This window comes from Paenarthrobacter nicotinovorans (assembly GCF_021919345.1).
Taxonomy (GTDB): Bacteria; Actinomycetota; Actinomycetes; order Actinomycetales; family Micrococcaceae; genus Arthrobacter; species Arthrobacter nicotinovorans.
Map to the genome: position 1 here is coordinate 2,977,270 of NZ_CP089293.1, position 22,544 is coordinate 2,999,813.

General features: G+C 64.0%; 21 protein-coding genes. 5 read left to right on the plus strand and 16 right to left on the minus strand.

Annotation, left to right across the window (positions count from 1 at the left end):
- Nucleotides 1-241: 241 nt before the first annotated feature.
- The 3 genes from groL to JMY29_RS13830 all read right to left on the minus strand — a co-directional run bounded on the left by groL (nucleotide 242) and on the right by JMY29_RS13830 (nucleotide 2,790).
- On the minus strand, nucleotides 242-1,855 hold the full coding sequence (gene groL, locus JMY29_RS13820; RefSeq protein WP_018776624.1) for a chaperonin GroEL: 1,614 nt from the start codon (nucleotides 1,853-1,855) through the stop codon (nucleotides 242-244).
- Between the two features lie 84 nt (nucleotides 1,856-1,939).
- Complete coding sequence (gene groES, locus JMY29_RS13825) at nucleotides 1,940-2,236, minus strand: co-chaperone GroES (RefSeq protein ID WP_018776625.1); 297 nt, start codon at nucleotides 2,234-2,236, stop codon at nucleotides 1,940-1,942.
- 191 nt (nucleotides 2,237-2,427) lie between these two features.
- Complete coding sequence (locus tag JMY29_RS13830; protein WP_018776626.1) at nucleotides 2,428-2,790, minus strand: hypothetical protein; 363 nt, start codon at nucleotides 2,788-2,790, stop codon at nucleotides 2,428-2,430.
- Nucleotides 2,791-2,857: 67 nt separating this feature from the next.
- Here JMY29_RS13830 and JMY29_RS13835 point away from each other — a divergent pair, with 67 nt between their 5' ends.
- Entirely contained in the window at nucleotides 2,858-4,093 is a 1,236-nt protein-coding gene (locus JMY29_RS13835) for a class I SAM-dependent methyltransferase (RefSeq protein WP_189075228.1), read from the plus strand.
- A gap of 13 nt (nucleotides 4,094-4,106) precedes the next feature.
- Here the strand turns inward: JMY29_RS13835 and JMY29_RS13840 are convergent, their stop codons facing one another.
- The 3 genes from JMY29_RS13840 to JMY29_RS13850 are packed head-to-tail and all read right to left on the minus strand — an operon-like array spanning nucleotide 4,107 to nucleotide 6,264.
- A complete protein-coding gene (locus tag JMY29_RS13840; RefSeq protein ID WP_189075229.1) occupies nucleotides 4,107-4,919 on the minus strand; it encodes a shikimate 5-dehydrogenase in 813 nt (270 codons plus the stop codon).
- Nucleotides 4,920-4,957: 38 nt separating this feature from the next.
- Complete coding sequence (ykgO, locus tag JMY29_RS13845) at nucleotides 4,958-5,080, minus strand: type B 50S ribosomal protein L36 (protein ID WP_189075230.1); 123 nt, start codon at nucleotides 5,078-5,080, stop codon at nucleotides 4,958-4,960.
- Between the two features lie 29 nt (nucleotides 5,081-5,109).
- Nucleotides 5,110-6,264 (minus strand): GTP-binding protein, encoded by a 1,155-nt coding sequence (locus JMY29_RS13850; RefSeq protein ID WP_189075231.1) that lies wholly within the window; start codon nucleotides 6,262-6,264, stop codon nucleotides 5,110-5,112.
- A 200-nt stretch (nucleotides 6,265-6,464) separates the two neighbouring features.
- Here JMY29_RS13850 and JMY29_RS13855 point away from each other — a divergent pair, with 200 nt between their 5' ends.
- On the plus strand, nucleotides 6,465-7,616 hold the full coding sequence (locus JMY29_RS13855) for a glutamate--cysteine ligase (RefSeq protein WP_189075232.1): 1,152 nt from the start codon (nucleotides 6,465-6,467) through the stop codon (nucleotides 7,614-7,616).
- A gap of 11 nt (nucleotides 7,617-7,627) precedes the next feature.
- Here the strand turns inward: JMY29_RS13855 and tsaD are convergent, their stop codons facing one another.
- From tsaD to JMY29_RS13885, 6 genes are read right to left on the minus strand one after another with little or no spacing between them, the layout of a single operon-like run.
- Entirely contained in the window at nucleotides 7,628-8,785 is a 1,158-nt protein-coding gene (gene tsaD, locus JMY29_RS13860; protein WP_189075233.1) for a tRNA (adenosine(37)-N6)-threonylcarbamoyltransferase complex transferase subunit TsaD, read from the minus strand.
- Nucleotides 8,782-9,285, minus strand: coding sequence for a ribosomal protein S18-alanine N-acetyltransferase (rimI, locus tag JMY29_RS13865; protein WP_039242331.1), 504 nt, complete (start codon nucleotides 9,283-9,285; stop codon nucleotides 8,782-8,784). Before rimI ends, tsaD begins: the two co-directional genes overlap by 4 nt.
- Nucleotides 9,286-9,298: 13 nt before the next feature.
- A complete protein-coding gene (gene tsaB, locus JMY29_RS13870; protein WP_189075234.1) occupies nucleotides 9,299-9,970 on the minus strand; it encodes a tRNA (adenosine(37)-N6)-threonylcarbamoyltransferase complex dimerization subunit type 1 TsaB in 672 nt (223 codons plus the stop codon).
- Nucleotides 9,970-10,581 carry a tRNA (adenosine(37)-N6)-threonylcarbamoyltransferase complex ATPase subunit type 1 TsaE gene (gene tsaE / locus JMY29_RS13875; protein WP_189075235.1) on the minus strand — a complete coding sequence of 204 codons (612 nt, stop codon included), beginning with the start codon at nucleotides 10,579-10,581 and terminating at the stop codon, nucleotides 9,970-9,972. The genes tsaB and tsaE overlap by 1 nt, the downstream gene beginning before the upstream one ends.
- Nucleotides 10,578-11,828, minus strand: coding sequence for an alanine racemase (alr, locus tag JMY29_RS13880; RefSeq protein ID WP_189075236.1), 1,251 nt, complete (start codon nucleotides 11,826-11,828; stop codon nucleotides 10,578-10,580). Before alr ends, tsaE begins: the two co-directional genes overlap by 4 nt.
- 57 nt (nucleotides 11,829-11,885) lie before the next feature.
- Complete coding sequence (locus tag JMY29_RS13885; protein WP_035733205.1) at nucleotides 11,886-12,980, minus strand: carbohydrate kinase family protein; 1,095 nt, start codon at nucleotides 12,978-12,980, stop codon at nucleotides 11,886-11,888.
- A 47-nt stretch (nucleotides 12,981-13,027) separates the two neighbouring features.
- Here JMY29_RS13885 and JMY29_RS13890 point away from each other — a divergent pair, with 47 nt between their 5' ends.
- The gene (locus JMY29_RS13890; RefSeq protein WP_189075237.1) at nucleotides 13,028-14,407 is read left to right on the plus strand and encodes a family 4 glycosyl hydrolase; all 1,380 of its coding nucleotides are present in this window, start codon (nucleotides 13,028-13,030) and stop codon (nucleotides 14,405-14,407) included.
- A gap of 13 nt (nucleotides 14,408-14,420) precedes the next feature.
- On the opposite strand, the gene JMY29_RS13895 is transcribed toward JMY29_RS13890, so the two are convergent.
- Entirely contained in the window at nucleotides 14,421-14,939 is a 519-nt protein-coding gene (locus JMY29_RS13895; protein WP_189075238.1) for a GNAT family N-acetyltransferase, read from the minus strand.
- 110 nt (nucleotides 14,940-15,049) lie between these two features.
- On the opposite strand from JMY29_RS13895, the gene mshA reads away from it, so the two are divergent.
- Together mshA and JMY29_RS13905 are read left to right on the plus strand one after the other, a co-directional pair.
- Nucleotides 15,050-16,294 (plus strand): D-inositol-3-phosphate glycosyltransferase, encoded by a 1,245-nt coding sequence (gene mshA / locus JMY29_RS13900; RefSeq protein WP_189075239.1) that lies wholly within the window; start codon nucleotides 15,050-15,052, stop codon nucleotides 16,292-16,294.
- 103 nt (nucleotides 16,295-16,397) lie between these two features.
- Entirely contained in the window at nucleotides 16,398-18,086 is a 1,689-nt protein-coding gene (locus JMY29_RS13905) for a formate--tetrahydrofolate ligase (RefSeq protein WP_189075240.1), read from the plus strand.
- A 294-nt stretch (nucleotides 18,087-18,380) separates the two neighbouring features.
- Here JMY29_RS13905 and JMY29_RS13910 read toward each other — a convergent pair whose 3' ends face one another.
- The 3 genes from JMY29_RS13910 to treZ all read right to left on the minus strand — a co-directional run bounded on the left by JMY29_RS13910 (nucleotide 18,381) and on the right by treZ (nucleotide 22,527).
- Nucleotides 18,381-19,466: an inositol-3-phosphate synthase gene (locus JMY29_RS13910; protein WP_018776641.1), complete on the minus strand. Its 1,086-nt coding sequence runs from the start codon at nucleotides 19,464-19,466 to the stop codon at nucleotides 18,381-18,383.
- 168 nt (nucleotides 19,467-19,634) lie between these two features.
- On the minus strand, nucleotides 19,635-20,672 hold the full coding sequence (gene mgrA / locus JMY29_RS13915; RefSeq protein ID WP_018776642.1) for an L-glyceraldehyde 3-phosphate reductase: 1,038 nt from the start codon (nucleotides 20,670-20,672) through the stop codon (nucleotides 19,635-19,637).
- A gap of 82 nt (nucleotides 20,673-20,754) precedes the next feature.
- Complete coding sequence (gene treZ / locus JMY29_RS13920) at nucleotides 20,755-22,527, minus strand: malto-oligosyltrehalose trehalohydrolase (protein ID WP_189075241.1); 1,773 nt, start codon at nucleotides 22,525-22,527, stop codon at nucleotides 20,755-20,757.
- Between the last annotated feature and the right edge of the window lie 17 nt (nucleotides 22,528-22,544).

The following is a 22,544-nucleotide window of genomic DNA, read 5'->3' on the forward strand; positions in this document are numbered from 1 at the left end:
GTTCAGCCCACCCGCCCCCAGTTCGAGGATGCTGCTGACCGCCTTCCGCACCTCCCCCGGGCCCGGTTCAGCCATCCATTCTTGCAGCTCTTCCTGTGTGTGACCTGTGCCGATGCGTCATTCGGGTCCCTGCGGCCACAGCGATACGCCGGCCCGGAAGTTGTGATGCATCGCACAGGATCTTAACAGCAGAAACCCCGGTCACAACTAGGTGCGACCGGGGTTTCCGCGGGACAGGCGCTTAGTGCTGGTGGCCTGCGTGTGCGTCTTCTTCCTCAGCGGGCTTCTCGGCAACCAGGGTCTCGGTGGTGAGAACCAAGGCAGCGATGGAAGCGGCGTTGCGGAGTGCAGAGCGGGTGACCTTGACGGGGTCGATCACGCCGGCGGCGATCAGGTCCTCGTACTCGCCGGACTTGGCGTTGAAGCCGTGGTTGGCTTCGAGTTCGGAAACCTTGGCGGTGACCACGAAACCGTCGAAGCCGGCGTTCTGCGCGATCCAGCGCAGCGGCTGGACCAGTGCGCGGCGAACGATGCCTACAGCGGCCGCAGCGTCACCTTCGAGGTCCTTGACTGCCTGGGACTCGTCCAGGGCCTTCAGGGCGTGGATCAGGGCGGAACCGCCACCGGAAACGATGCCTTCTTCGAGGGCTGCACGCGTCGAGGAAACGGCGTCCTCAATGCGGTGCTTCTTTTCCTTCAGCTCAACCTCGGTGGCTGCGCCAACCTTGATGACGCCGATGCCGCCAGCGAGCTTGGCCAGGCGTTCCTGCAGCTTTTCCTTGTCCCAGTCGGAATCCGTCCGGGTCAGCTCAGCGCGGAGCTGTGCAACGCGGTCGGCAACGTCCTGGGCCGAACCGGCACCGTCAACGATGGTGGTGTTGTCCTTGGTGACCGTGATGCGGCGGGCGGTACCGAGTACCTCGAGGCCAACGGAGTCCAGCGTCAGGCCCAGGTCCGGGGAAACTACCTGCGCACCGGTCAACGTAGCGATGTCCTGGAGCATGGCCTTGCGGCGATCGCCGAAGCCCGGAGCCTTGACGGCAACGACGTTGAGCGTGCCGCGGATACGGTTGACGATCAGGGTGGAAAGGGCTTCGCCTTCGATGTCCTCAGCGATGATGAAGAGGGGCTTGTTGGCCTGCAGGGCCTTCTCGAGCAGCGGCAGGAAGTCCTGCAGCGAGGAGATCTTGCCCTGGTTGATCAGGATGAGGGCGTCTTCGAGGACAGCTTCCTGGCGTTCTGCGTCGGTGACGAAGTACGGGGAGAGGTAGCCCTTGTCGAACTGCATGCCCTCGGTCAGGACCAGCTCGGTCTGCGTGGTGGAGGACTCTTCGATGGTGATGACACCATCCTTGCCTACCTTGCCGAAGGCCTCGGCGAGGAGCTCGCCGACTTCATCGCTCTGCGCGGAGATGGCTGCGACGTTGGCTACCTGGGTGCCTTCGACTTCGCGGGCATTCTCCAGGAGGCGTGCAGCGACGGCTTCCACTGCAACTTCGATGCCGCGCTTGATCTCGCCGGGAGCTGCGCCGGCAGCAACGTTGCGCAGGCCTTCCTTGACCAGGGCCTGGGCCAGCACGGTTGCCGTAGTGGTGCCGTCACCGGCAACGTCATTGGTCTTGGTGGCTACTTCCTTGGCAAGCTGGGCGCCAAGGTTCTCGTAGGGGTCGTCAAGCTCAACTTCACGGGCGATGGTGACACCATCGTTGGTGATCGTGGGGGCGCCCCACTTCTTGTCCAGGACGACGTTGCGGCCGCGCGGGCCCAGCGTCACCTTGACAGTGTTGGCGAGCTTGTCGATACCGGCCTCAAGAGACCGGCGGGCAGCATCGTTAAAAGCAAGCTGCTTTGCCATGGTTGTGTCCTTTCGAGACAGAAAACCCGCACCGCTGACGCTCGGAATGATTCCAACGCGACGGCGGTGCGGGGCTCCAGGAAGTTACTTTACGACGATCGCAAGGACGTCGCGGGCGGACAGAACGAGGTACTCGCTGCCGCCGGTCTTGACTTCGGTTCCACCGTACTTGGAGTAGATGACGACGTCGCCAACAGCTACGTCAACCGGTACGCGGTTGCCGTTGTCATCGAAGCGGCCGGGGCCGATTGCAACAACTTCGCCTTCCTGCGGCTTCTCCTGCGCGGAGTCCGGAATAACCAGGCCGGAAGCCGTGGTCTGCTCTGCTTCGAGCGGGCGAACAACAATACGATCCTCAAGAGGCTTAATCGAGACCGACACTCGGACTCTCCTTTTCATGAGCTGATTCATGGACTAAGAACTAGGGTGCCGTGGCGTACAACCGTCGTCGCGGTGCCGGTGGACGCCTGGCGTGATTAGCACCCTCAAGGGGAGAGTGCTAACTAGACTCTATGTAAGGCGTTAGCACTCGGTCAAGGTGAGTGCCAGCATTTCGTCATCGGTGAACGTTGTCACTGGTCCCTGAGGTCATCAAGGTCGTAGTCTTCGCCGTCGTCGTCCTCATCCAAGGAAGCGCTGCCGCGGTTCAGGTAGAGCACCACCGCCGAAGCAACCGCCACGACGCCGGAAACCACCAGCGCGATGATCCCGCCGAGTCGCGCACCGGCGTAGAGGTCGCGGATGTCGCGTGCCTCATCCGTCGCATCGTTCACGCTCTTGCCACTGACGGAGTAGGCCGCTGCGTTGAAGGAATCCAGCGCGAAAATAACGATCAGCAAGCCTATGCAGACCACCGCGATGACAGCGCCCGCGATCAGGGCGGGACGGGCATACGTGGTGAGGCGGGAGGGCTGTGGTGCTGCGTTGTCTTCCATGAAAACAACCCTATCCGGCTGATTCCCCAGTCACGCAGCCATGACGCGCGACGTTAGGCTTGTTCCCATGCCTCATGCACCGCAGGAACAGATCGCACCTTTATTGACCACTGAAGGTTGGGAGCTTCTTGCCTCGCTGGGACCCTACCGTGAGGCTGATGCCTTCAGCGTCAATGCCAGCCTCCGCAAGGCCGGCCACTCCCCGGAACTCGTGGCCGCCGTCCTGACCCAATCACGCCTGCGGACCCGCGCCGAGGCGAAGTTCGGCGAATTCGCCCGGCAGATGCTGTTCACCCAGGCGGGCCTGGAGCAGGCAACCCGGCTGAACGTCGCCGCCCGCCACGCCGATCGTTTTGCCCAGGCCGGCATCACCCATGTGGCCGATCTCGGCTGCGGCCTCGGCGCCGATTCCATGGCGATGGCTTCCATGGACATTGCTGTCACCGCTGTGGAGATGGACGAAACCACCGCTGCCTGCGCCATGATCAACCTCATGCCTTTCCAGCATGCAACGGTGGTGCACTCGGACGCGGAATCAATGGACCTCGAGGGCATCGACGGCGTGTGGATGGACCCTGCCCGACGCACCACGTCCACGTCGGGAACCAAAAGAATCTGGGACCCGGAGGCGTTCTCGCCCCCGTTGTCCTTCGTGGAGAGCGTGGCGGCCACAGGGCGTGCGGTAGGGGTAAAGATGGGCCCGGGCATCCCCCACGACTCGGTGCCTTCGGGCTGCGAGGCCCAATGGGTCTCCGTTGGCGGCGATGTCACCGAGGCCACCCTGTGGTTCAACTCAGTAGCCCGCCCGGGCGTCCGCCGCGCCGCATTGCTCCTTGGCAGCCAGGGCGCCGCCGAAATCACCAGCGGCGAGGACTTCGGCGGTGGCCCGGAAGCCGCCGTCGGGCCTGTTGAAGGCTTTCTCTACGAACCCGACGGTGCGGTGATCCGCGCAGGCATGGTGGCCGACGTCGCCGAGCGGCTGGGCGGGCACCTGGTGGACGAGCACATCGCGTATATCTGCGCCCCGGAACTCCACGACACTCCGTTTGCCCGGGCCTACAAGGTGCTGGACGTCATGCCGTACAACGTCAAGGCCCTCAAGGCCTGGGTGAAGTCGAACGGCATCACCGTGTTGGATATCAAGAAGCGCGGCACGGCAGTGACACCCGAGGAACTGCGGAAGCAGCTGCTCCCCGCCAAACCCGCAAAGGACAAGGATGCGAAAACAGCCACCCTTGTCCTCACCAGGATCGGCGAGGAAAGAGTGGCTGTCGTGGTGGAACCGGTGACCGCCCAGGCTTAGCAGGCCTGCGGCGTCAGCGACGCGAGAATTCCGAGGCCTCCCGTACTTGGCCGGGCGTCGGGCGAACGCCGGTGTACAGGACGAACTGTTCCTCGGCCTGAATGGCGATGACCTCGGCTCCTGTGATGACCGGCTTGCCCGCAGCGCGCGCGGCGGTGATGAGCGGCGTTTCGGAGGGAAGGGCCACCACATCGAACACCACCTGCGCGGCTGCGATGGTGGCGTCGTCAAAGGACTGGGCGGTTTCGTCCGCGCCGGCCATGCCCAGCGGGGTGACGTTGATGATGAGGTCCGCGGTGACTCCGTTGACGTCGTCCTGCCAATCGAAGCCGTAGAGGTCGGCGAGCGCTCGGCCGGTGGTTTCGTTGCGGGCCACGATGGTGACGGCAGTGAACCCGGCGTCCCTCAGGGCGGCCGCAACAGCTTTGGCCATTCCCCCGGCGCCGCGGAGCAAGACAGTATGGCCGCTGGGGACTTCATGGTCCTTCAGAAGCCTGGCGATCGCGATGTAATCGGTGTTGTAGGCAGTGAGGACGCCGTCGTTGTTCACGATGGTGTTCACCGAATCGATGGCCTTGGCCGACGGATCCATGACGTCAACCAGCGGAATGACTGCCTCTTTGTAGGGCATGGACACCGCGGCACCCCGGATCGGGAGGCCGCGGATGCCCGCCACCGCAAGGGTGATGTCCGCGGGGGCGAATGCCTTGTAGACAAAGTTCAGGCCGAGCAGATCGTACAGATAGTTATGGAACCTCGTCCCGATGTTGCTGGGCCGGGCCGCGAGCGAAATGCACAATGACATGTCTTTGTTCAGGATGGGCATCCACCCATTAAACAACGCCCCTCCGGGCTTCCGTGCGGTCAGCCCTGGCGGGCCTTCATGCGCGGGGTGTTCTTGTTGATGACGAACGTGCGGCCACGCCTGCGGACGATTTGCGCCCCGGGGATCTTCTTGAGTGCACGCAGCGAGTTTCGGACCTTCATGGTGTTTCTCCTTTTTGTTGGTGTTTGGCTTAGAGGGCGTCGCTGAGTTCCAGGGGGTCATCCCACGCGTCGGCATCCATGGCCATTTCGGCCTCCGTCAGCTGGCAGCCTTCCAGGAGTTCACGGATTTCCGCGGCGTCAACATCGTCGGCCCGCCCAGTGATGGCCAGGACGGTTCCGCGGTCCCCGTGGCTGGGGTGCCAGTCGAGGAAAGCGTCGACGTCGGCACCCACTTCTCCGCGCAGGCCTTCTCCCATGGGGGCTGCTTCCGTGGAATCGGCCATCCAGTTGCCCGCGCTTTCGAGCCAGATCCGTGGACCGATGCCTTGGACAGCTATCCGCTTGGTGGGAGCGGAGGCGATCCACAGGCGGCCCCGCATCCAGTGCATGCCGACAGCCAAGCGCGGAAGCGCCTCCCTGAAACGGCCCGGATGAAGTGGCCGGGCAGCCCGATGGAGCACGGTCCGGAAGGAACCTTCCGTTTCAGCCAGGGGCACACGCACGACGCCGGGACGGTTGCGGGCAGCTGCTTCGGCGGGGTCGAAGCAGCCCGGCCGGAAATCATCGGCCGCTGCGGCAACGGTTGCATGGGGTGCCAATTCGCCGAGCAACTCCACCCCCGACACCCACTGCGGCGAACCCTCGCGGGGATCCCCCGTCAGCACGGCACCCAATCCCGGATAGGTCATCACGGTGTCCACGTGTCCGAATTCGCCGACCAGGAATTCGCCACTGGTCCGCTCGTCCTGGGGCATGGACGTGAAGCCGGACTCAAACAGGGTGTGACGGTCCCAGATGTGGTCGTCCAACTCTGCGGGGTCCAAGGCGAGCACGGCGTTGTCGATGACCGCCGGGCGGCTGAGCCCACTGCGGAGCTCCGCCACGGCCATTCCGGCTGCGACGCCTGGCGGCAGGCCCAGGACGACGTGGTCGAAGCCGCAGGCGGCGAGTCGTTCCGCCGTCGGGACCACGTCAAGCCGGACGGTGCAGCTCAGGCAACCGTGCTCCAGGACCGTCGTCCCGCGTTCGAACAACCGGCCGTTGCGGTAAACGCGCCGCAGGACCAGTGAGCCATCCAGGAGATCGTGGAGGACCACCACGGAATTGGCATGGGTCCGCCCCAGCCTTTCGGTGGCTGCCTCACGGCATTGGCTGTCCAAGGAACTGACGATCGTGAGGTGCATGGCACACACTCTAATGCGAATGGTTCGCATTAGCAAATGACGGGTCATTTCTCCCGCGCACCCGCCGCAATCATGCGAGTTCCGGCTGCATTAGACTTGATCCGACCGCTGGCGGCCCCGCAGCGGGGAACCGTGTCCGGCCGAAACAACACATTGCCGGACAGTACACATAGCCGGACAGTACAAACCGAGGGGACTACGTGCAGATTGATTTTGCGCCATCCAGGCAATCGACACTGGGTGTGGAATGGGAGTTGGCGCTCGTCAATGCACGCACAGGGGAACTGGTATCCGTCGCGAACGACGTCCTGAAAGGCGTTGCGGCAAACCACCCGGACCTCAATGAGGACGACGAACACCCCCATATCAAGCGCGAACTGCTCCTCAACACGGTGGAACTCGTCACGGGCATCTGCGAGACCGTCAACGAAGCCAAAGAGGACCTCAGCCGGTCCCTCGCCGCAGTGCGCGAAGTCACCGATCCCATGGGTGTCGAAGTGTTTTGCGCCGGCAGCCACCCCTTCAGCCCTCCCCTGCTGCAGCCGGTCACCGACAAAGAGCGGTACGCCAAACTGATCGAGCGGACCCAATGGTGGGGACGCCAAATGGTCATCTACGGCGTTCACGTCCACGTGGGCATCGACAGGAAAGAAAAAGTCCTCCCCGTCCTGGATGGCCTGGTCAACTACTTTCCGCACTTCCAGGCATTGTCAGCTTCCAGCCCCTACTGGGCCGGTGAGGAAACAGGGTACGCATCACAACGCGCGCTCATGTTCCAGCAGCTTCCGACAGCCGGCCTGCCGTTCCAGTTCGAAACCTGGGAGGCGTACGAGTCCTACGTCCAGGACATGTTCACCACCGGAGTGATCGACTCAACCTCCGAAATCCGCTGGGACATCCGCCCGGTTGCCAACCTTGGCACCATCGAAATGCGCATCTGTGACGGCCTGGCAACCCTTGAGGAAGTCGGTGCCATCGCGGCCCTGACCCAGTGCCTGGTGGACGAATTCTCCTCCATTCTTGATGCCGGGGGCAGCATCCCCACCATGCCTCCGTGGCACGTGCAGGAAAACAAGTGGCGCGCTGCCCGCTACGGCATGGAAGCCATCATCATCCTCGATGCCGCGGGCAACGAGCAGCTCGTTACCGAGCACCTGGCCGAAACCGTCGCGCGGCTTGAGCCTGTGGCAGCCAGGCTTGGCTGCTCCGAAGAACTGGCCGATGTCCTGAAGATCGTCGAACGCGGTGCCAGCTACCAGCGGCAGCGCCGCGTCGCCGCCGAACACAACGGCGACCTGCAGGCAGTGGTCATGGACCTCGTCCAGCAGATGCGAAAAGGTCCCGACGCCTAGCGGTTCCCGGTTTACCTGCCCGGGCCGGCAGCCTGGGCAGGTACTGACACTGTGGTGACAGGCATGGAGGAATCCGGTGCGAACTCCACTCCGCTGGGGTCGATGCCGGCCATGATCAGCTGGGCGCCCAGCGCCGCCACCATGGCCCCGTTGTCCGTGCACAGATCCAGCGGCGGAACGTGAAGCCTGATCCCGGCCGAGGTACAGCGCAGTCCGGTCAGTTCCCGGAGCCGGGAATTGGCAGCCACGCCGCCGCCCAGCAGGAGGTCCGTGATGCCGTTCTCTTTACAGGCCAGAACCGCCTTTGAGGTGATGACATCCACTACGGCTTCCTGGAACGCGGCAGCGATATCCGCCACCGGCACTTCCTCGCCGCGGGCCTCGAACTGTTCCACGCAGCGGGCCACCGCGGTTTTCAGACCGCTGAAAGACCAGTCATAACGGTGCGGCCCCTTCTCCTCGGCGGTCCCCATGTACTTGGGTTGCGTCAGGCCACGCGGGAAGCGGATGGATTTGGGGTTGCCCTGGCGTGCCAGTTTGTCGATTGCGGGTCCGCCCGGATAGCCCAGACCAAGGATGCGCGCCACTTTGTCGTAAGCCTCCCCGGCGGCGTCATCGATGGTTGAACCCAGCAGCTCGACATCGTCCGTGATGCTCCGGATGCGCAGGATTTCAGTGTGGCCCCCGGACACCAGGAGCGCCCCGAGGTTCTCCGGCAACTGCCCCGCACCCAGGCCGGCGGCAGCACCGGCGTCGGGCTTTCCTTCCGGGGTTCGCCTTTGATCCAGCAAGCCAACGCCAACGTGCGCCACCAAATGGTTGATCGCGTAGAGCGGCTTCCCCGTGGCAACCGCCAGGGCCTTCGCAGCACAAACACCCACCATGAGCGCCCCGGCGAGGCCCGGGCCGGACGTTACGGCAATGGCGTCGATCTCGTCCAGGGTGACCCCGGCTTCAAGCAGCGACTCCTGCAACGTGGGCACGAAGGCGTCCAGGTGCGCCCGCGAAGCGATTTCCGGGATGACGCCGCCAAAACGCACGTGCTCGTCCATGGAGGAAGACACAGTGTTGGTCAGCAACGTTGTCCCGCGGACGATGCCCACACCGGTCTCGTCGCAGGACGACTCGATGCCGAGCACCAGCGGCTGCTGTCGATTAAGGCCGCTCACGCTGGGGCTCCTTCGGAAGGGTGTTGTTCGTTCAAGGTCAGCCTCATGATCAAGGCGTCTGTTCCGTCGCGGTAATAGCGGGGACGGACGTGGATCTGCTCAAACCCGAAACGCACATAGAGTTGCTGCGCGCGGGGATTGTCCGCCCGCACTTCCAGCAACACGTCTGCCGCGCGGCGTCGCCGCGCCTCATCGATGAGCTCCGCAAGGACCGCGGAGCCGATGCCCCGGCCTTCGAATTCAGGCACGACGGCGATCGTCTGGACGTCCGCGATGGGCTCGATGCACATCAATCCCGCATAAGCGACGATCTCCCCTGCGGCCTCGGCCACCACGTAACGGCGGGTTTCGGGCTGGGCCAGTTCGTCGAAGAACATCTGCAGCGGCCATGCGTCCACAGGGAACAAACGGCGCTCCAAAGCCTCTACGGCCGGGATGTCGGCTTCGGTCATGTCGCGCAGGGAAACCCCGGCGAGCTCCAGTTTGGGTGACAATTTCACAGTTCCCGTCCCATCACAGTGCGCGCTTCCGGGGTCCCGGTACTTGGGCGTCGGATTCCCGCAGGTACAGAGGGGTCGAATCCAGAAGGGGCCGGCCCGATGCGAGCCGGGCAAGGGCGAACTGGCCAAGGGAAGCGGCGTCGGGGTGCGTGGACGCAAAGTCTTCATCGGCCCTGAGCACATCCGCGTACAGGCCGGCGCCGGCACCGAACACCGGCAAGTCGGGCAGTTCGGAGGCGAAGCCCACGTGCGGTCCATCAACGAGATCCGGCAGCTGGCCCTCCTTCAGGGAGTACCGGGCCCAGTAGACCTCTTTGCGCCGGGCGTCCGTTGCCACCAGGAACCCGGGAACTGCCGCTGTGGATTCAGCCACCTCAAGGGCAACGGCGTCCAGGCTCATCAGTCCGTACAACGGTTTGTTCCACACGAACGCCAAGGTGCGGGCGGTCGCGATACCGGAGCGGAGCCCGGTAAACGGGCCCGGGCCCACACCTGTGACGATCGCATCGATGTCCGCGCCGGTAACGCCTGCTCCGGTCAACAGCTTCTCAATACCCGGGGCAAGAACTTCGGCGTGGCTACGGGTATCTTCCGTGGCGAAGGAATCCACCACGCCTTCCATGGCGTCGTCGGAGATCAGGGCTGCGCTGGCAACGGCGGAAGTATCAATGGCCAGGATCAACATTAGTTATCTCCCTCATGTGCGTTGTCCGGTTGCGCTGCGCTGTCCGGCTGTCCTGCGGTGGCCAGGAGCCGTGGCTCATCCGCCCACCGTGGACCGAATCCCCGGAACACAATGGTGCGGGGCTCGTCGTCGTCATCGCTCTCAAAGTCCAGGACGTCATCCGTCACCGTTCCTGCCGAGGCGCCGCCGCCCACGGCCCTGTGCAGCTCCACTTCCAGGCGGCTATCCGAGAGATGCTCCACCCGGTCCCGCCCCCACTCCACCACCGTGACGGCGGTGTCCATGGTGTTTTCGAGGTCGATGTCGTCGATCTCTGCGGCCGAGTCCAGCCTGTACGCGTCAACATGGACCAAGTCAGGCCCACCCGGCCTGGGACCGTCCGGAAGGTTCGGATGGATCCTGACCAGCACAAAGGTCGGCGAGATGATGCCGGCCCTTACACCCAGGCCCTCCCCCAGCCCCTGGGTGAACGTGGTCTTTCCAGCGCCCAGTTCCCCGGTCAGGACAAGGAGATCGCCGGCCTCAAGCACCTCACCGAGCGCTGCTGCGAGCGCGTGTGTCTGCTCCGCCGTCGTGACCTTCAACGTGCGTTGCCACAGGGGTTCGCTCACAGCGCTGCTGCTTTGGCGTCGGTGGCAACGTCGGTCTGCGATGCCGGCTGGGAGGGTACTTCATTGACGTAGCTGCGAGGCACCCGCTGGCTGATGCGCGTGACGATTTCGTAGTTGTTGGTTCCGGCAGCTGCGGCCCAATCGTCGGCCGTGGGGCCGTGATCGGAGCCATTGCCGAACATGACGGCTTCGGCGCCCCGAAGCTCCGCGGCTGCCTCAGGAGTCAGGGGGCCCAGGTCGATGACCATCTGGTCCATGGCGATCCTGCCCACTACCGGGTAGTTGACGCCATTGACGCGGACCGGTCCGCCGGTGGCGATCCGCGGAACCCCGTCTGCGTAGCCCAACGGGACCAGGCCCAAGGTGCTTTCTTCGCTGGTGCGGTAGTTCAGGCCGTAGGAGACGCCCTGCCCTTCCGGGACCTGCTTGCAATTGGACAGGAGCGTGCGGACGGTCATGGCGGGGTGCAAGCCAAGTTCGGCCGACGTCGCGCCTTCGAAGGGCGACAATCCGTAGACGCCGAGGCCCACGCGCACCAGGTCGAAGTGCGAATCCGGGCGAGACAACGCAGCGGGAGTGTTGGCGATATGCCGGACCTCCGTGTCCACACCGGCGTCTTCAGCCATGGCGATGGCCTCACGGAAGACAGCGAGCTGCTCATCGGTTTCGGGGCGGTGCGGTTCATCGGCCACGGCGAGATGAGAGAAGATCCCCACCACGCGCAGCAGGCCCTGGTCCTGGTAGTCCATGGCCTGGCCCAGCAGTTGGTCCCAGTCAGCAATGGTGCAGCCATTGCGGCCCAGACCGGTGTCCACCTTGAGGTGGACCCGCGCGGGCCGTTCCTGTTCGCGGGCTGCCGCGACTACGGCGTCCAGCTCCCAGCCGGAGATTCCGACGTCGATGCCGGCGGCGACGGCTGCCTGGAAGTTGCTCTCGTGGGTGTGCAGCCAGGCAAGCAACGGAGCATCGATGCCCGCGGCCCGCAAGGCGAGTGCCTCGGAAATGTGCGCCACCCCGAGCCATGCCGCACCGGCGTCGAGGGCTGCCCGCGCAACCTGGACGGCTCCGTGACCATACGCGTCGGCCTTCACTACGGCCATGACCGCGGCAGGAGAGGCGATGGCGACGAATTGCCGCACGTTGTGGCGTACAGCTTCGAGATCGATCACCGCGGACCGTTCCAGGACCGCCGACTTGGCTATTGAGGCCTTTTCGCCGATCCCGATATCTGCTGCTTCATAAGTCACCCTAGAGATTCTAGTGGTGCCGGTGAATTCGGGTTAACTGCGCACGGGCGTTCACCCCTACTGGGCATCCGACAAGTGCGCGATGGTGGCCCGGGCGCGTCGTTGGGCTTCAGCGGGGATGTCCTTCACGATCGGTTCCAGGAACGCGAAGCGCCTCAGCCACTGGCTGCTTTGCCGCTCCTTCCGCGCGTTCGCCCGCTGCCACCAGTCCGCGATGTCTCCCCAGCCGGGTGCGGCCAGGGACCCGCCAACCTCCTGGACGGCAAGCGAAGCGCACAGGTTGGCAAAACGCAGGCGGTCACCCAGCCGCCATCCTGCGAGGCACCCCACGATGAAGGCCGCACCGAAGCAGTCCCCTGCTCCCGTTGGATCAGAAGCCGGGACCGGCAAAGAAGGCACCCACTCTTCCTCGCCGCTCTCCGAGTCCACCGCCACTGCCCCTTGGGGACCCAAGGTCACCACGGCTACCGGCACGCGGTCAGCCAGCGAGTACAGCGCCGCCCAGGGGTCGGATTTGCCGGTGAACGCCATGGCCTCGGGAGCGTTGGGCAGGAAAGCATAAAAGTTCTCCAGCTGGTCCAGCCGGCGCTCCGACCATTTCCCGGTAGGGTCCCACCCCACCACCCCAAAAAGCTTGGTACCGGATTTCATTGCGGCCAGCATCCACGGCTCCATCTCCTCCTCCAGGTCCGCAACGGCTGCGAGCGCCCGCGGAGGCTGGCCAATCAGCTGGGAAGCAGAGATCGGGGCGGGATGGCCGTGGGTGACCATGGAGCGGTCCTGGTTCACGCACATGGAAACAGTCACTGGTGAGTGCCACCCGGGAACCCGCTGCGACAACGACAGGTCCACGTGCTCCTGCTTCTCCAGGATCTGCCAGTTGTAGTCGCCGTAACCGTCGTCTCCGAAGGTCGCTGCAAGGTTGGTCCGCAACCCGAGCCGCGCTGCCGCAATGGCCTGGTTGGCCACCCCTCCCGGGCAGCTTCCCATGCCCTCGCTCCACACTTCCGTGCCCGGTTCCGGCGCTTGGGGAAGGCCGGTGAAAATGATGTCCTGGAAGACCGTGCCGGTCAGGAGAAGGTCGCACCCGGCGTCAGCGTCTGACCTTACGGAGGCAAGGGGGTCGAATCGTCGCTGCGGCATAGCGTCCATGAACGGCAGACTACGCTGCAGCTTGCGGAGCTGCATAGACTCGGATCATGCGGCTTATGATCGCCGGCGGTGGCGGATTCCGGGTTCCCCTTGTGTACCGGGCGTTGTGTACTGGCCCCTTCGCCGGCCTGGTCAGCGAATTGGTGCTTTTCGACGTCGATGGGCAACGGCTCCAAGCAATTCAGGCCGTACTCCGCGATATGCACACAGGCCCCGGTTCCGGTCCCGCCGTCGTCGCCTGCAGCGACCTTGGCCAGGCGCTCACGGGAACCGACGTGGTTTTCGCGGCCATCCGGCCTGGTGGAACGGCCGGCCGGATCGCCGATGAGCGTGTTGCACTTGATCTGGGGCTGCTGGGCCAGGAGACCACCGGAGCAGGCGGGATTTCCTACGCCCTGCGATCCATCCCCCGGATGCTCGAACTCGCCCAGGCCATGCGGCGTCACTGCCCCGGTGCATGGCTTATCAACTTCACCAACCCCGCCGGAATGGTCACCGAGGCATTGGTGCCGCTGCTTGGGAACCGGGTGATTGGGATCTGTGATTCCGCTGGGGGCCTGGCCCAGCGGGCGGCCCGGGCAGCCGGTGTCCCGCTGGAGGAAGGAAACCTCGACGGCGTGGGCTACTACGGGCTGAACCACCTCGGCTGGCTCTACCGGCTGGCACCAGGTGGCACGGACCTCCTGCCCGGGCTGCTGGCGGATCCTGCCGCCCTTGAGTCGATTGAAGAAGGGCGCCTGTTCGGGCAGCGCACCCTGGAAAAGCTCGGCTGTCTGCCCAACGAGTACCTCTACTACTACTACCAGACGTCGCAGGCCACCCAGGCTATCCGTGGACAACGGCAAACTCGTGGGGCGTCCATCCACCAACAGCAGCATTCGCTCTACCCCGATCTGCTGCGGGCGGAGGACGCCTATGCGCTATGGGATGCAGCCCGGCGATCCCGTGAAGAGGGGTACCTCGCCGAAGCCCGCACCCACGGGGAACAGCGCGACGAGTCCGATCTCGCTGGAGGCGGCTACGAGAGGGTGGCTCTGTCCGTGATGCGGGCCCTCTTGGGCGGCGGGACCGCCCAGCTCATCCTCAACGTGCCCAACGCTCCCGTGCTGCCCACCGGGAGTCTTCACCCGGCGGAGGTGGCCGTGCCCGGGCTGCCGCCGGACGCCGTCGTCGAAGTCCCCTCCCAGGTGACGCCCGACGGCGCCGTGGCAGTCGCGCAGGAAAGGCCGCCGGGCCCGTTCCTCACCTTGATGCAGCGCGTCAAGGAGGTGGAGCGGCTGACGATCCGCGCCGTCCGTGACCACGACCGGGAAGCAGCCGTACAGGCGTTTGCGTCGCACCCGTTGGTGGGATCGGAGCTGCTGGGCACGCAGCTGCTGGCAGGCTATGAGGAGGCATTCCCCGGGATGGCCGGGCTCTGGGGGTAAGGGCGGGACAAGGCTAGAGTTTGCGGTACATCACGTGCAGGCCCACGTAGCCGATCTCCGGATGGTTGAAGGCCTCCGGCACCGTGGCAAGGATTCGGAATCCCATGGACTGCCACAGCCACACGGCCCTGACGTTGCTCTCCACCACCGCGTTGTACTGCATCGCGTAGAACCCCGCAGCTTTGGCTTCCTGGAGCGAGTATGCGCAGAGCGCCCGCGCAATGCCCTGGCCCGAATGGTTGGCCGCCACCATGTAACCGGCGTTGGCGACATGGCTGCCACCACCGCCCTGGTTGGGGTGGAATTCGCCGGTCCCGAGAATCTTGCCGGATTCCCTGTCGACGGCCACAAACGTCTGGCCGGGCTCTTCCTTGGTCCACTTCGCCTTCGCTTCGTCCTCCGGTGTGCCGCGGTCCCAGGTGAAGGTCTCGCCCTCCCGGATCACGGGTTCCAGGATGGACCAGATGCCGGCCCAGTCGCCCGGTGTTGCGACGCGGATGTCAAAGCTTTGTTCTTGGCTCACAGCCCACACGCTAGCAGCCTTGTCCACATAGCGGGGCCGCTTTATTGAGGCACGGTTTGGCAGGAGTAGTGTTTTCTGCAGGGCAAAAGCCACGTGCGGTGAAAGTCAGGAGGAGTGCGATGCCGATGGTCCGTCGAGTGGCGTTCTTGTCACTGCACACCTCCCCCATGGAGCAGCCCGGGGCCGGTGACGCCGGTGGGATGAACGTCTACGTCAGGGCCTTGGCCATGGCACTTGCCGAGTCGGGTGTTGAAGTGCAGATCTTCACGCGCGCCACCAAAGCCAGCCAGCCCGCCGTCGAGCATCCCGGTCCCGGCGTGTGCGTCCACAACGTCAAGGCCGGACCACGCCGGAAGATACCCAAGGAAGAACTGCCCGAACTTCTGCACCACATGGTGGTGGAGATCGACAATATCCGGAACCGGCAACTGCATGGCCGCTACGACGCCATCCACTCGCACTATTGGGTCTCCGGCGTTGCGGGGCTTGAGTTGGCCTCATTGTGGGGAGTTCCTCTGGTGCACACCATGCACACCATGGCGAAGGTAAAGAACCTCGTGCTGCAACCCGGCGAACACCCGGAGCCGCGGCGCCGCGAGAACGGCGAGCAGCGGATCGTCGATGGCGCGGCCCGCCTGATAGCCAATACCCCAGCTGAAGCCGATGAACTCGTGTCGCACTACGGGGCGGACCGCGACCGGATCGACATCGCTCCGCCCGGCGTAGACCTCAACGTCTTTACGCCGTCGTTCCGCAAGAAGTCACGTGCCCGGCTGGAGGTGCGGCCGGAGAGCTTCCACATTCTGTTTGCCGGCCGGATCCAGCGGCTCAAAGGTCCCCAGATTTTCGTCAAGGCCGCCGGAATCCTCCGCAAGCGCAGGCCGGACATCGACCTGGAAATGACCATCCTGGGCTCGTTGAGCGGCGCCAAGGACTTCAACCTCCAACAGATCATCCACGAAGCAGGACTCGACGACGTCGTCACCCACCGTCCGCCGGTGGTGGCGCCCGAACTCGCCGGGTGGTTCCGCTCGGCCGACGTCGTCGTGATGCCATCGTTCAGCGAGTCCTTTGGCCTGGTGGCTTTGGAAGCACAGGCGTGCGGTACACCCGTAGTCGCCACCAACGTCGGTGGTCTGTCCCGGGCAATCTCGGACGGCCGCACCGGAATCCTGGTGGACGGACACGACCCCACGGACTGGGCCGATGCCCTCGAGGACCTCTACGACGACGTCCAGACCCGCGAGGACATGGGCCGGCTCGCGGCCACCCATGCCGAATCGTTCGGCTGGCAGCGCACAGCTGCGATCACCTTGGACAGCTACCGTGAAGCCGTCGGGGGCCTGTTGCTTCCGAGGACCTGAGGTTCCTCAGCGTCGGGCCTCGCGGCTGGTAGATTGTCGCGCACAGCGTTAGCGCGCCATAAGCGTCAGCCGTGACACGGGAACATCCAGCCGAAGGACAACGATGTCTGAAAACAAGGCCATGAGTGATCTTGAGATTGCCCGCAATGCCGCCATGCTCCCCATTGAGGAGATCGCCCAAAGAGCGGGCATCAACGTGGATGCCCTTGAGCTGTACGGGCGTTACAAAGCCAAGATCAACCCTGGAAAGCTGGCGTTCCCTGCCGACAAGGTGCCGGGAAAAGTGGTGCTTGTTTCAGCCATGTCCCCCACTCCCGCCGGAGAAGGCAAATCAACCACCACCGTAGGACTCGCCGATTCCCTGGCCCGCGCCGGACACAAAGTCATGATCGCGCTTAGGGAGCCTTCCTTGGGGCCGATCCTGGGGATGAAGGGCGGGGCTACGGGAGGTGGCTACTCCCAGGTCCTGCCGATGGACGACATCAACTTGCACTTCACCGGGGATTTCCACGCGATCACCTCAGCAAACAACGCCCTCATGGCCTTGGTGGACAACCACATCTTCCAAGGGAACCAGCTGGGAATCGACCCCCGCCGCATGACGTTCAAACGCGTCCTTGACATGAACGACCGTGCCCTGCGGGAAGTGGTGATCGGCCTTGGTGGCCCCGCGCAGGGCGTGCCACGGCAGGATGGATTCGACATTACCGTGGCGTCCGAGATCATGGCCGTCTTCTGCTTGGCCACGGACCTGGACGATCTCCGATGCCGCCTGGGCAGGATCACTTTCGGGTACACCTATGAGCGGGCACCGGTCACCGTCGCGGATCTCGGTGTTGAAGGCGCACTTACGATGCTCCTGAAGGACGCCATCAAGCCAAACCTCGTCCAGACCATCGCAGGAACTCCGGCGCTGGTACATGGGGGTCCGTTTGCGAACATCGCCCATGGATGCAATTCGCTGATCGCCACCAGGACGGCCATGCAGCTGGCTGACGTGGTGGTCACCGAGGCCGGCTTCGGGGCGGACCTTGGCGCCGAAAAGTACATGGACATCAAGGCGCGGATCGCAGCAGTGGCGCCATCCGCCGTCGTGGTTGTTGCCACCATCCGGGCCCTCAAGATGCAAGGCGGGGTTCCCAAGGAACACCTCGGCGAGCCCAACATGGATGCCATGGCTGCCGGAGTGGAGAACCTCAAGAGGCATGTCCGGAACGTGGCCAAATTTGGTATCACCCCGGTTGTCTCCATCAACAAGTTCGCCACCGACACTGCGGAAGAACTCGACTGGCTCCTTGCATGGTGTGCAGCGGAAGGGGTGGAGGCCGCCGTCGCAGATGTCTGGGGCCGCGGTGGAGGCGGCGACGGCGGGGACGAACTGGCCGCCAAGGTGGCAGCTGCCTTGGATGCGCCGTCCGGTTTCCATCACCTCTACCCGTTGGAGCTGCCTGTGGAGGACAAGATCCGGACGATCGTGCAGGAGATATACGGGGCCGATGGCGTGGAGTTCTCCGTGCCGGCCCTCAAACGCCTTGCGGAGATTGAGAAGAACGGCTGGTCCGGCCTTCCCGTCTGCATGGCCAAAACCCAGTACTCCTTCACTGATGACGCCTCCAGGCTCGGGGCACCCAAGGGTTTCCGGGTGCACGTTCGCGACCTCATCCCGAAAACCGGTGCCGGTTTCATCGTGGCACTGACCGGGGCCGTCATGACCATGCCCGGGCTTCCGAAGGAACCGGCAGCCATGCGCATGGACATCGACGCCGACGGCAACCCCACGGGCCTTTTCTGACCCTTCCTCACACCCCACGCCCTTCAACCAAACCCTCCCGCACACCCCACGCCCTTCAACCAAACCCTCCCGCACGCGTTTGAAGGGGTGAGTAAGCGTCGGCGTCAAACCATAGGGATGTGAGTAAGCGTCACCACCAAACCATAGGGATGTGAGCAAGCGACCGTGGGAAACCATAGGGATGTGAGCAAGCGACCGTGGGAAACCATGGGGATGTGGAAGAGGGTCCTGGAGACGACTGACGCCCCCGCACACAGTGCGGGGGCGTCAGGTGACAAAGGGGTCCTGCGGTGTTTAGCGTTCGATGTCGCCGCGGATGAAGGCTTCGACCTTTTCGCGGGCGATGTCGTCGTTGAACTGCTCCGGCGGCGACTTCATGAAGTAGCTGGAAGCGGAGAGCAGCGGGCCGCCGATGCCGCGGTCCAGGCCGATCTTGGCGGCGCGGATGGCATCGATGATCACGCCGGCAGAGTTCGGGGAATCCCATACCTCGAGCTTGTACTCCAGGGATACAGGGGCGTCGCCGAAGTTGCGGCCTTCGAGGCGGACGAAGGCCCACTTGCGGTCATCAAGCCAGGCGACGTAGTCGGAAGGCCCGATGTGGACGTCGTCGGCGTGCAGCTCGGCCTCGACGTTTGAAGTAACGGCCTGGGTCTTGGAGATCTTCTTGGATTCCAGGCGGTCGCGCTCCAGCATGTTCTTGAAGTCCATGTTGCCGCCGACGTTCAGCTGGTACGTACGGTCCAGGGTGACGCCGCGGTCTTCGAACAGCTTGGCCATGACACGGTGGGTGATGGTGGCACCGATCTGGCTCTTGATGTCGTCGCCCACGATCGGGATACCGGCAGCAGTGAACTTGTCGGCCCATTCCTTGGTGCCGGCGATGAACACGGGCAGTGCGTTGACGAAAGCGACGCCGGCGTCGATGGCGCACTGGGCGTAGAACTTGGCGGCCTGGTCCGAACCAACAGGCAGGTAGCAGACCATGACGTCCGCTTTGGCTTCGCGCAATGCAGCGACGATGTCCACGGCCTCTTCCGGAGCCTCAACGATGGTTTCGCGGTAGTACTTGCCCAGTCCGTCCAGTGTGTGGCCGCGCTGGACGGTGACGCCCGTAGCGGGGACGTCGGCAATCTTGATGGTGTTGTTTTCGCTGGCGCCGATGGCGTCCGCCAGGTCCAGTCCAACCTTCTTGCTGTCGACATCGAAAGCAGCAACGAAGTGGACGTCGTTGACGTGATACTGGCCGAACTCGACGTGCATCAGACCCGGGATCGTGGCCTTGGGGTCAGCGTCGCGGTAGTACTGAACACCTTGGACCAGCGATGCGGCGCAGTTACCTACGCCGACAATGGCAACACGAATCGGATGTGAAGACACGGAACTCCTTTGAGAACTAAACCTCAGGTGCCAGGCGCACCGCTGGCTGAGTCCAGGGCACGACTGATTGGCACGGCGCCATTCGGCGCACACTTGCATTGTAGCCAACACAGGAGGGGCCGCCTTTGTTCCCGACCGGCCCCTCCCGTTTATGTCAATCGTGAACGGCTACTTTTGCGCCCACAGGTTGATGTCCGATTCAACAGCAAACTCGTCGATCGCCGTCAGTTCTTCCGTGGTGAACTCCAGGTTTTGGATGGCGCTGAGCGTGTCTTCCAGCTGCTTCACACTGGAAGCTCCCACCAGTGCCGACGTCACCGGCGAGCCCTTCGGCTGATCCCGGAGGATCCAGGCCACAGCCATTTGGGCGAGCGTCTGTCCCCGGCCCTGGGCGATTGCGTTGAGCCCGCGCACCCGGTCAAGCTTGTCCTCGGTCAGCTGCGACTCGGACAGGAAACGTTCCTTTGCTGCGCGGGAGTCGGCCGGCACACCGTTGAGGTACCGGTCGGTCAGCATCCCCTGGGCCAAGGGCGAGAAAGCGATGGAGCCTGCGCCCACCTGGTCCAATGCCTCGTAGAGGTTGGGTGAGCCATTCTCGGTCCACCGGTTCAGCATGGAGTAGCTCGGCTGGTGGATCAGCAGCGGGGTGCCGAGTTCTTTGAGGATCCGGGCCGCTTCGAGGGTCTGCTCAGGGGTGTAGGACGAGATGCCCGCGTAGAGCGCCTTGCCTGAACGGACCGCGTAGTCCAGGGCGCCCATGGTTTCTTCCAAGGGTGTTTCGGGGTCCGGGCGGTGGCTGTAGAAGATGTCCACGTACTCCAGGCCCATGCGTTCGAGGGACTGGTCGAGGCTGGAAATCAGGTACTTGCGGGATCCCCATTCGCCGTACGGACCAGGCCACATGTAGTAGCCGGCCTTCGTGGAGATGACGAGTTCGTCGCGGTAGGGCTTGAAGTCGTCCTTCAAGTGGCGTCCGAAGTTCGTTTCGGCCGATCCGTCCGGCGGACCGTAGTTGTTGGCGAGGTCGAAGTGATTGACGCCGAGGTCGAAAGCCCTTCGCAGGATGGCGCGTTGCTCGTCGAATCGCTTGTCGTCGCCGAAGTTGTGCCAAAGGCCCAACGAGATGGCGGGCAGCTTGAGTCCGCTGCGTCCGACACGGCGGTAGGGCATGGTTTCGTAGCGGTTTTCCGCGGCCGAATAAGTCATACGTACCATCCTGCCACTGTGGAAACCGGGGCGACGGCGGTGTCCGCCATGTGGGCGCCGTCACCCCGGTTCACTGCTTGTGTCAGTTGACGCGTACGACGGCGGCGCTGGCGCCCGGGAGCGTCAGCGTGTCCTCGTCCATGGCAGCTTCGGAATCGGTAGACAGCAACAAGGACCCCTCGAGGGGCGTCACGAGTGCGTCCTCACCGAAGTTGCACACAACACGGATTCTCCCCCGGGACATCTGCAGCCACTGTTCCGCGTCGTCGAACTCGACGGAGGTGTCCCCGAAGCCGCCGTCGACTAGTTCAGGCGTTTTTCGGCGCAGCTGTGCCAAATCCCGGTACAACCGGAGCAAGCGGGCGTGGTCTCCCTCGCCGGCCTCCTCCCACTTGAGCTTGGAGCGTTCGAACGTCTCAGGATCCTGCGGATCGGGGACAACAGCCGGATCCCACCCCATCCGCTCGAACTCCTTGATCCGTCCCTCGGCTGTGGCCTTGCCTAGATCGGGCTCCGGGTGGGAGGTGAAGAACTGCCACGGCGTTGAAGCACCGAACTCCTCTCCCATGAACAGCATGGGGGTGAAGGGAGAGGTCATGGTCAGCACGGCACCTATGGCCAACTTGCCATAGGACAACGTCGCCGTGAGTCGGTCACCTATGGCCCGGTTTCCGATTTGGTCATGGTTTTGCAGGCAGACCACCAGGGCCGATGGGTGCGCGAGGTCATGCCGGATTGACCGGCCATGATGGCGACCCCGGAAGCTCGAGTAGCTGCCATCGTGGAAGAAGCCGTGTTCCAGGACCTTGGCAAGCACGGACAGCGATTCAAAGTCCGAGTAGTAGCCGGTGGTTTCTCCGCTGAGGTTGACGTGGACGGCGTGGTGGAAGTCGTCGCTCCACTGCCCCTCCAGCCCGTAGCCGTTGTCCTTGCGGGGATAGATGAGGCGCGGGTTGTTCAGGTCCGATTCTGCGATGAGGGTTTTCGGTATCCCCGTTTCAGACTCGATCTGGTCAGCCAGCGCACCAAAGTCCTCCAGGATGTGCACGGCCCGTTCGTCCCGGAGTGCATGGACGGCATCGAGCCGAAGTCCGTCAACGTGGTAGTCGCGGAGCCACATCGCCGCATTCTCCAGAATGTAGCGGCGCACGTCATCGGAGCCCGGGCCGTCAAGGTTGACGGAGTCACCCCAGGTGTTGCCCTCCCCCGATTTCAGGTAAGGACCGTACTTTGGCAGGTAGTTTCCGCTCGGACCGAGGTGGTTGTAGACGACGTCCTGGATGACGCCAAGCCCCGCAGCGTGCGCCGCGTCAACAAAGCGCTGATAGGCGGCGGGACCACCATAGGGTTCATGCACGGCGTACCAAAGGACGCCGTCGTAACCCCAGTTGTGGACACCGTTGAACCCGTTGACCGGCAGGAGTTCAATGAAATCGACGCCGAGGTCCACCAAGTAGTCCAATTTTCCAGCGGCGGCATCCAGTGTGCCCTCCGGCGTGAACGTGCCCAGGTGCAGTTCGTAGATGACGGAACCCTTGAGGTTCCGTCCCTTCCAGCCGGAATCCTTCCATTCGTGGATGGACGGGTCGAACGTTGAAGACAGGCCATGGACGCCGTCCGGCTGCCGCCGCGAACGCGGATCAGGGAACGGTCCTTCTCCATCCACAAGATAGCCGTACGGCACGCCGTCGACTCCCCCTGCCACCGCCTCAGCCGGCGCGTGCCACCAGCCGTGGGCAGCGGCGTCGTCGTATTGCTCCATGCCGTATTCGTGGCCTCCGGCCACCAGCCGAACAGTTTTTGCGTTCGGCGCCCAGACATCAAAGAGATTCTTTCCAGCAGCGTGCTTCAGCATGATGTTCCCCTGTACGT

Coding starts and splice junctions, on each gene's coding strand:
- mshA (WP_189075239.1), top strand. CDS start 15,050: ATGCCGATGGTCCGTCGAGTGGCGTTCTTGTCACTGCACACCTCCCCC.
- ykgO (WP_189075230.1), bottom strand. CDS start 5,080: ATGAAGGTCCGAAACTCGCTGCGTGCACTCAAGAAGATCCCCGGGGCG.
- JMY29_RS13885 (WP_035733205.1), bottom strand. CDS start 12,980: ATGGACGCTATGCCGCAGCGACGATTCGACCCCCTTGCCTCCGTAAGG.
- JMY29_RS13890 (WP_189075237.1), top strand. CDS start 13,028: ATGCGGCTTATGATCGCCGGCGGTGGCGGATTCCGGGTTCCCCTTGTG.
- tsaB (WP_189075234.1), bottom strand. CDS start 9,970: ATGTTGATCCTGGCCATTGATACTTCCGCCGTTGCCAGCGCAGCCCTG.
- mgrA (WP_018776642.1), bottom strand. CDS start 20,672: ATGACTTATTCGGCCGCGGAAAACCGCTACGAAACCATGCCCTACCGC.
- JMY29_RS13905 (WP_189075240.1), top strand. CDS start 16,398: ATGTCTGAAAACAAGGCCATGAGTGATCTTGAGATTGCCCGCAATGCC.
- treZ (WP_189075241.1), bottom strand. CDS start 22,527: ATGCTGAAGCACGCTGCTGGAAAGAATCTCTTTGATGTCTGGGCGCCG.
- JMY29_RS13850 (WP_189075231.1), bottom strand. CDS start 6,264: ATGCACCTCACGATCGTCAGTTCCTTGGACAGCCAATGCCGTGAGGCA.
- JMY29_RS13830 (WP_018776626.1), bottom strand. CDS start 2,790: ATGGAAGACAACGCAGCACCACAGCCCTCCCGCCTCACCACGTATGCC.
- JMY29_RS13835 (WP_189075228.1), top strand. CDS start 2,858: ATGCCTCATGCACCGCAGGAACAGATCGCACCTTTATTGACCACTGAA.
- groL (WP_018776624.1), bottom strand. CDS start 1,855: ATGGCAAAGCAGCTTGCTTTTAACGATGCTGCCCGCCGGTCTCTTGAG.
- JMY29_RS13840 (WP_189075229.1), bottom strand. CDS start 4,919: ATGCCCATCCTGAACAAAGACATGTCATTGTGCATTTCGCTCGCGGCC.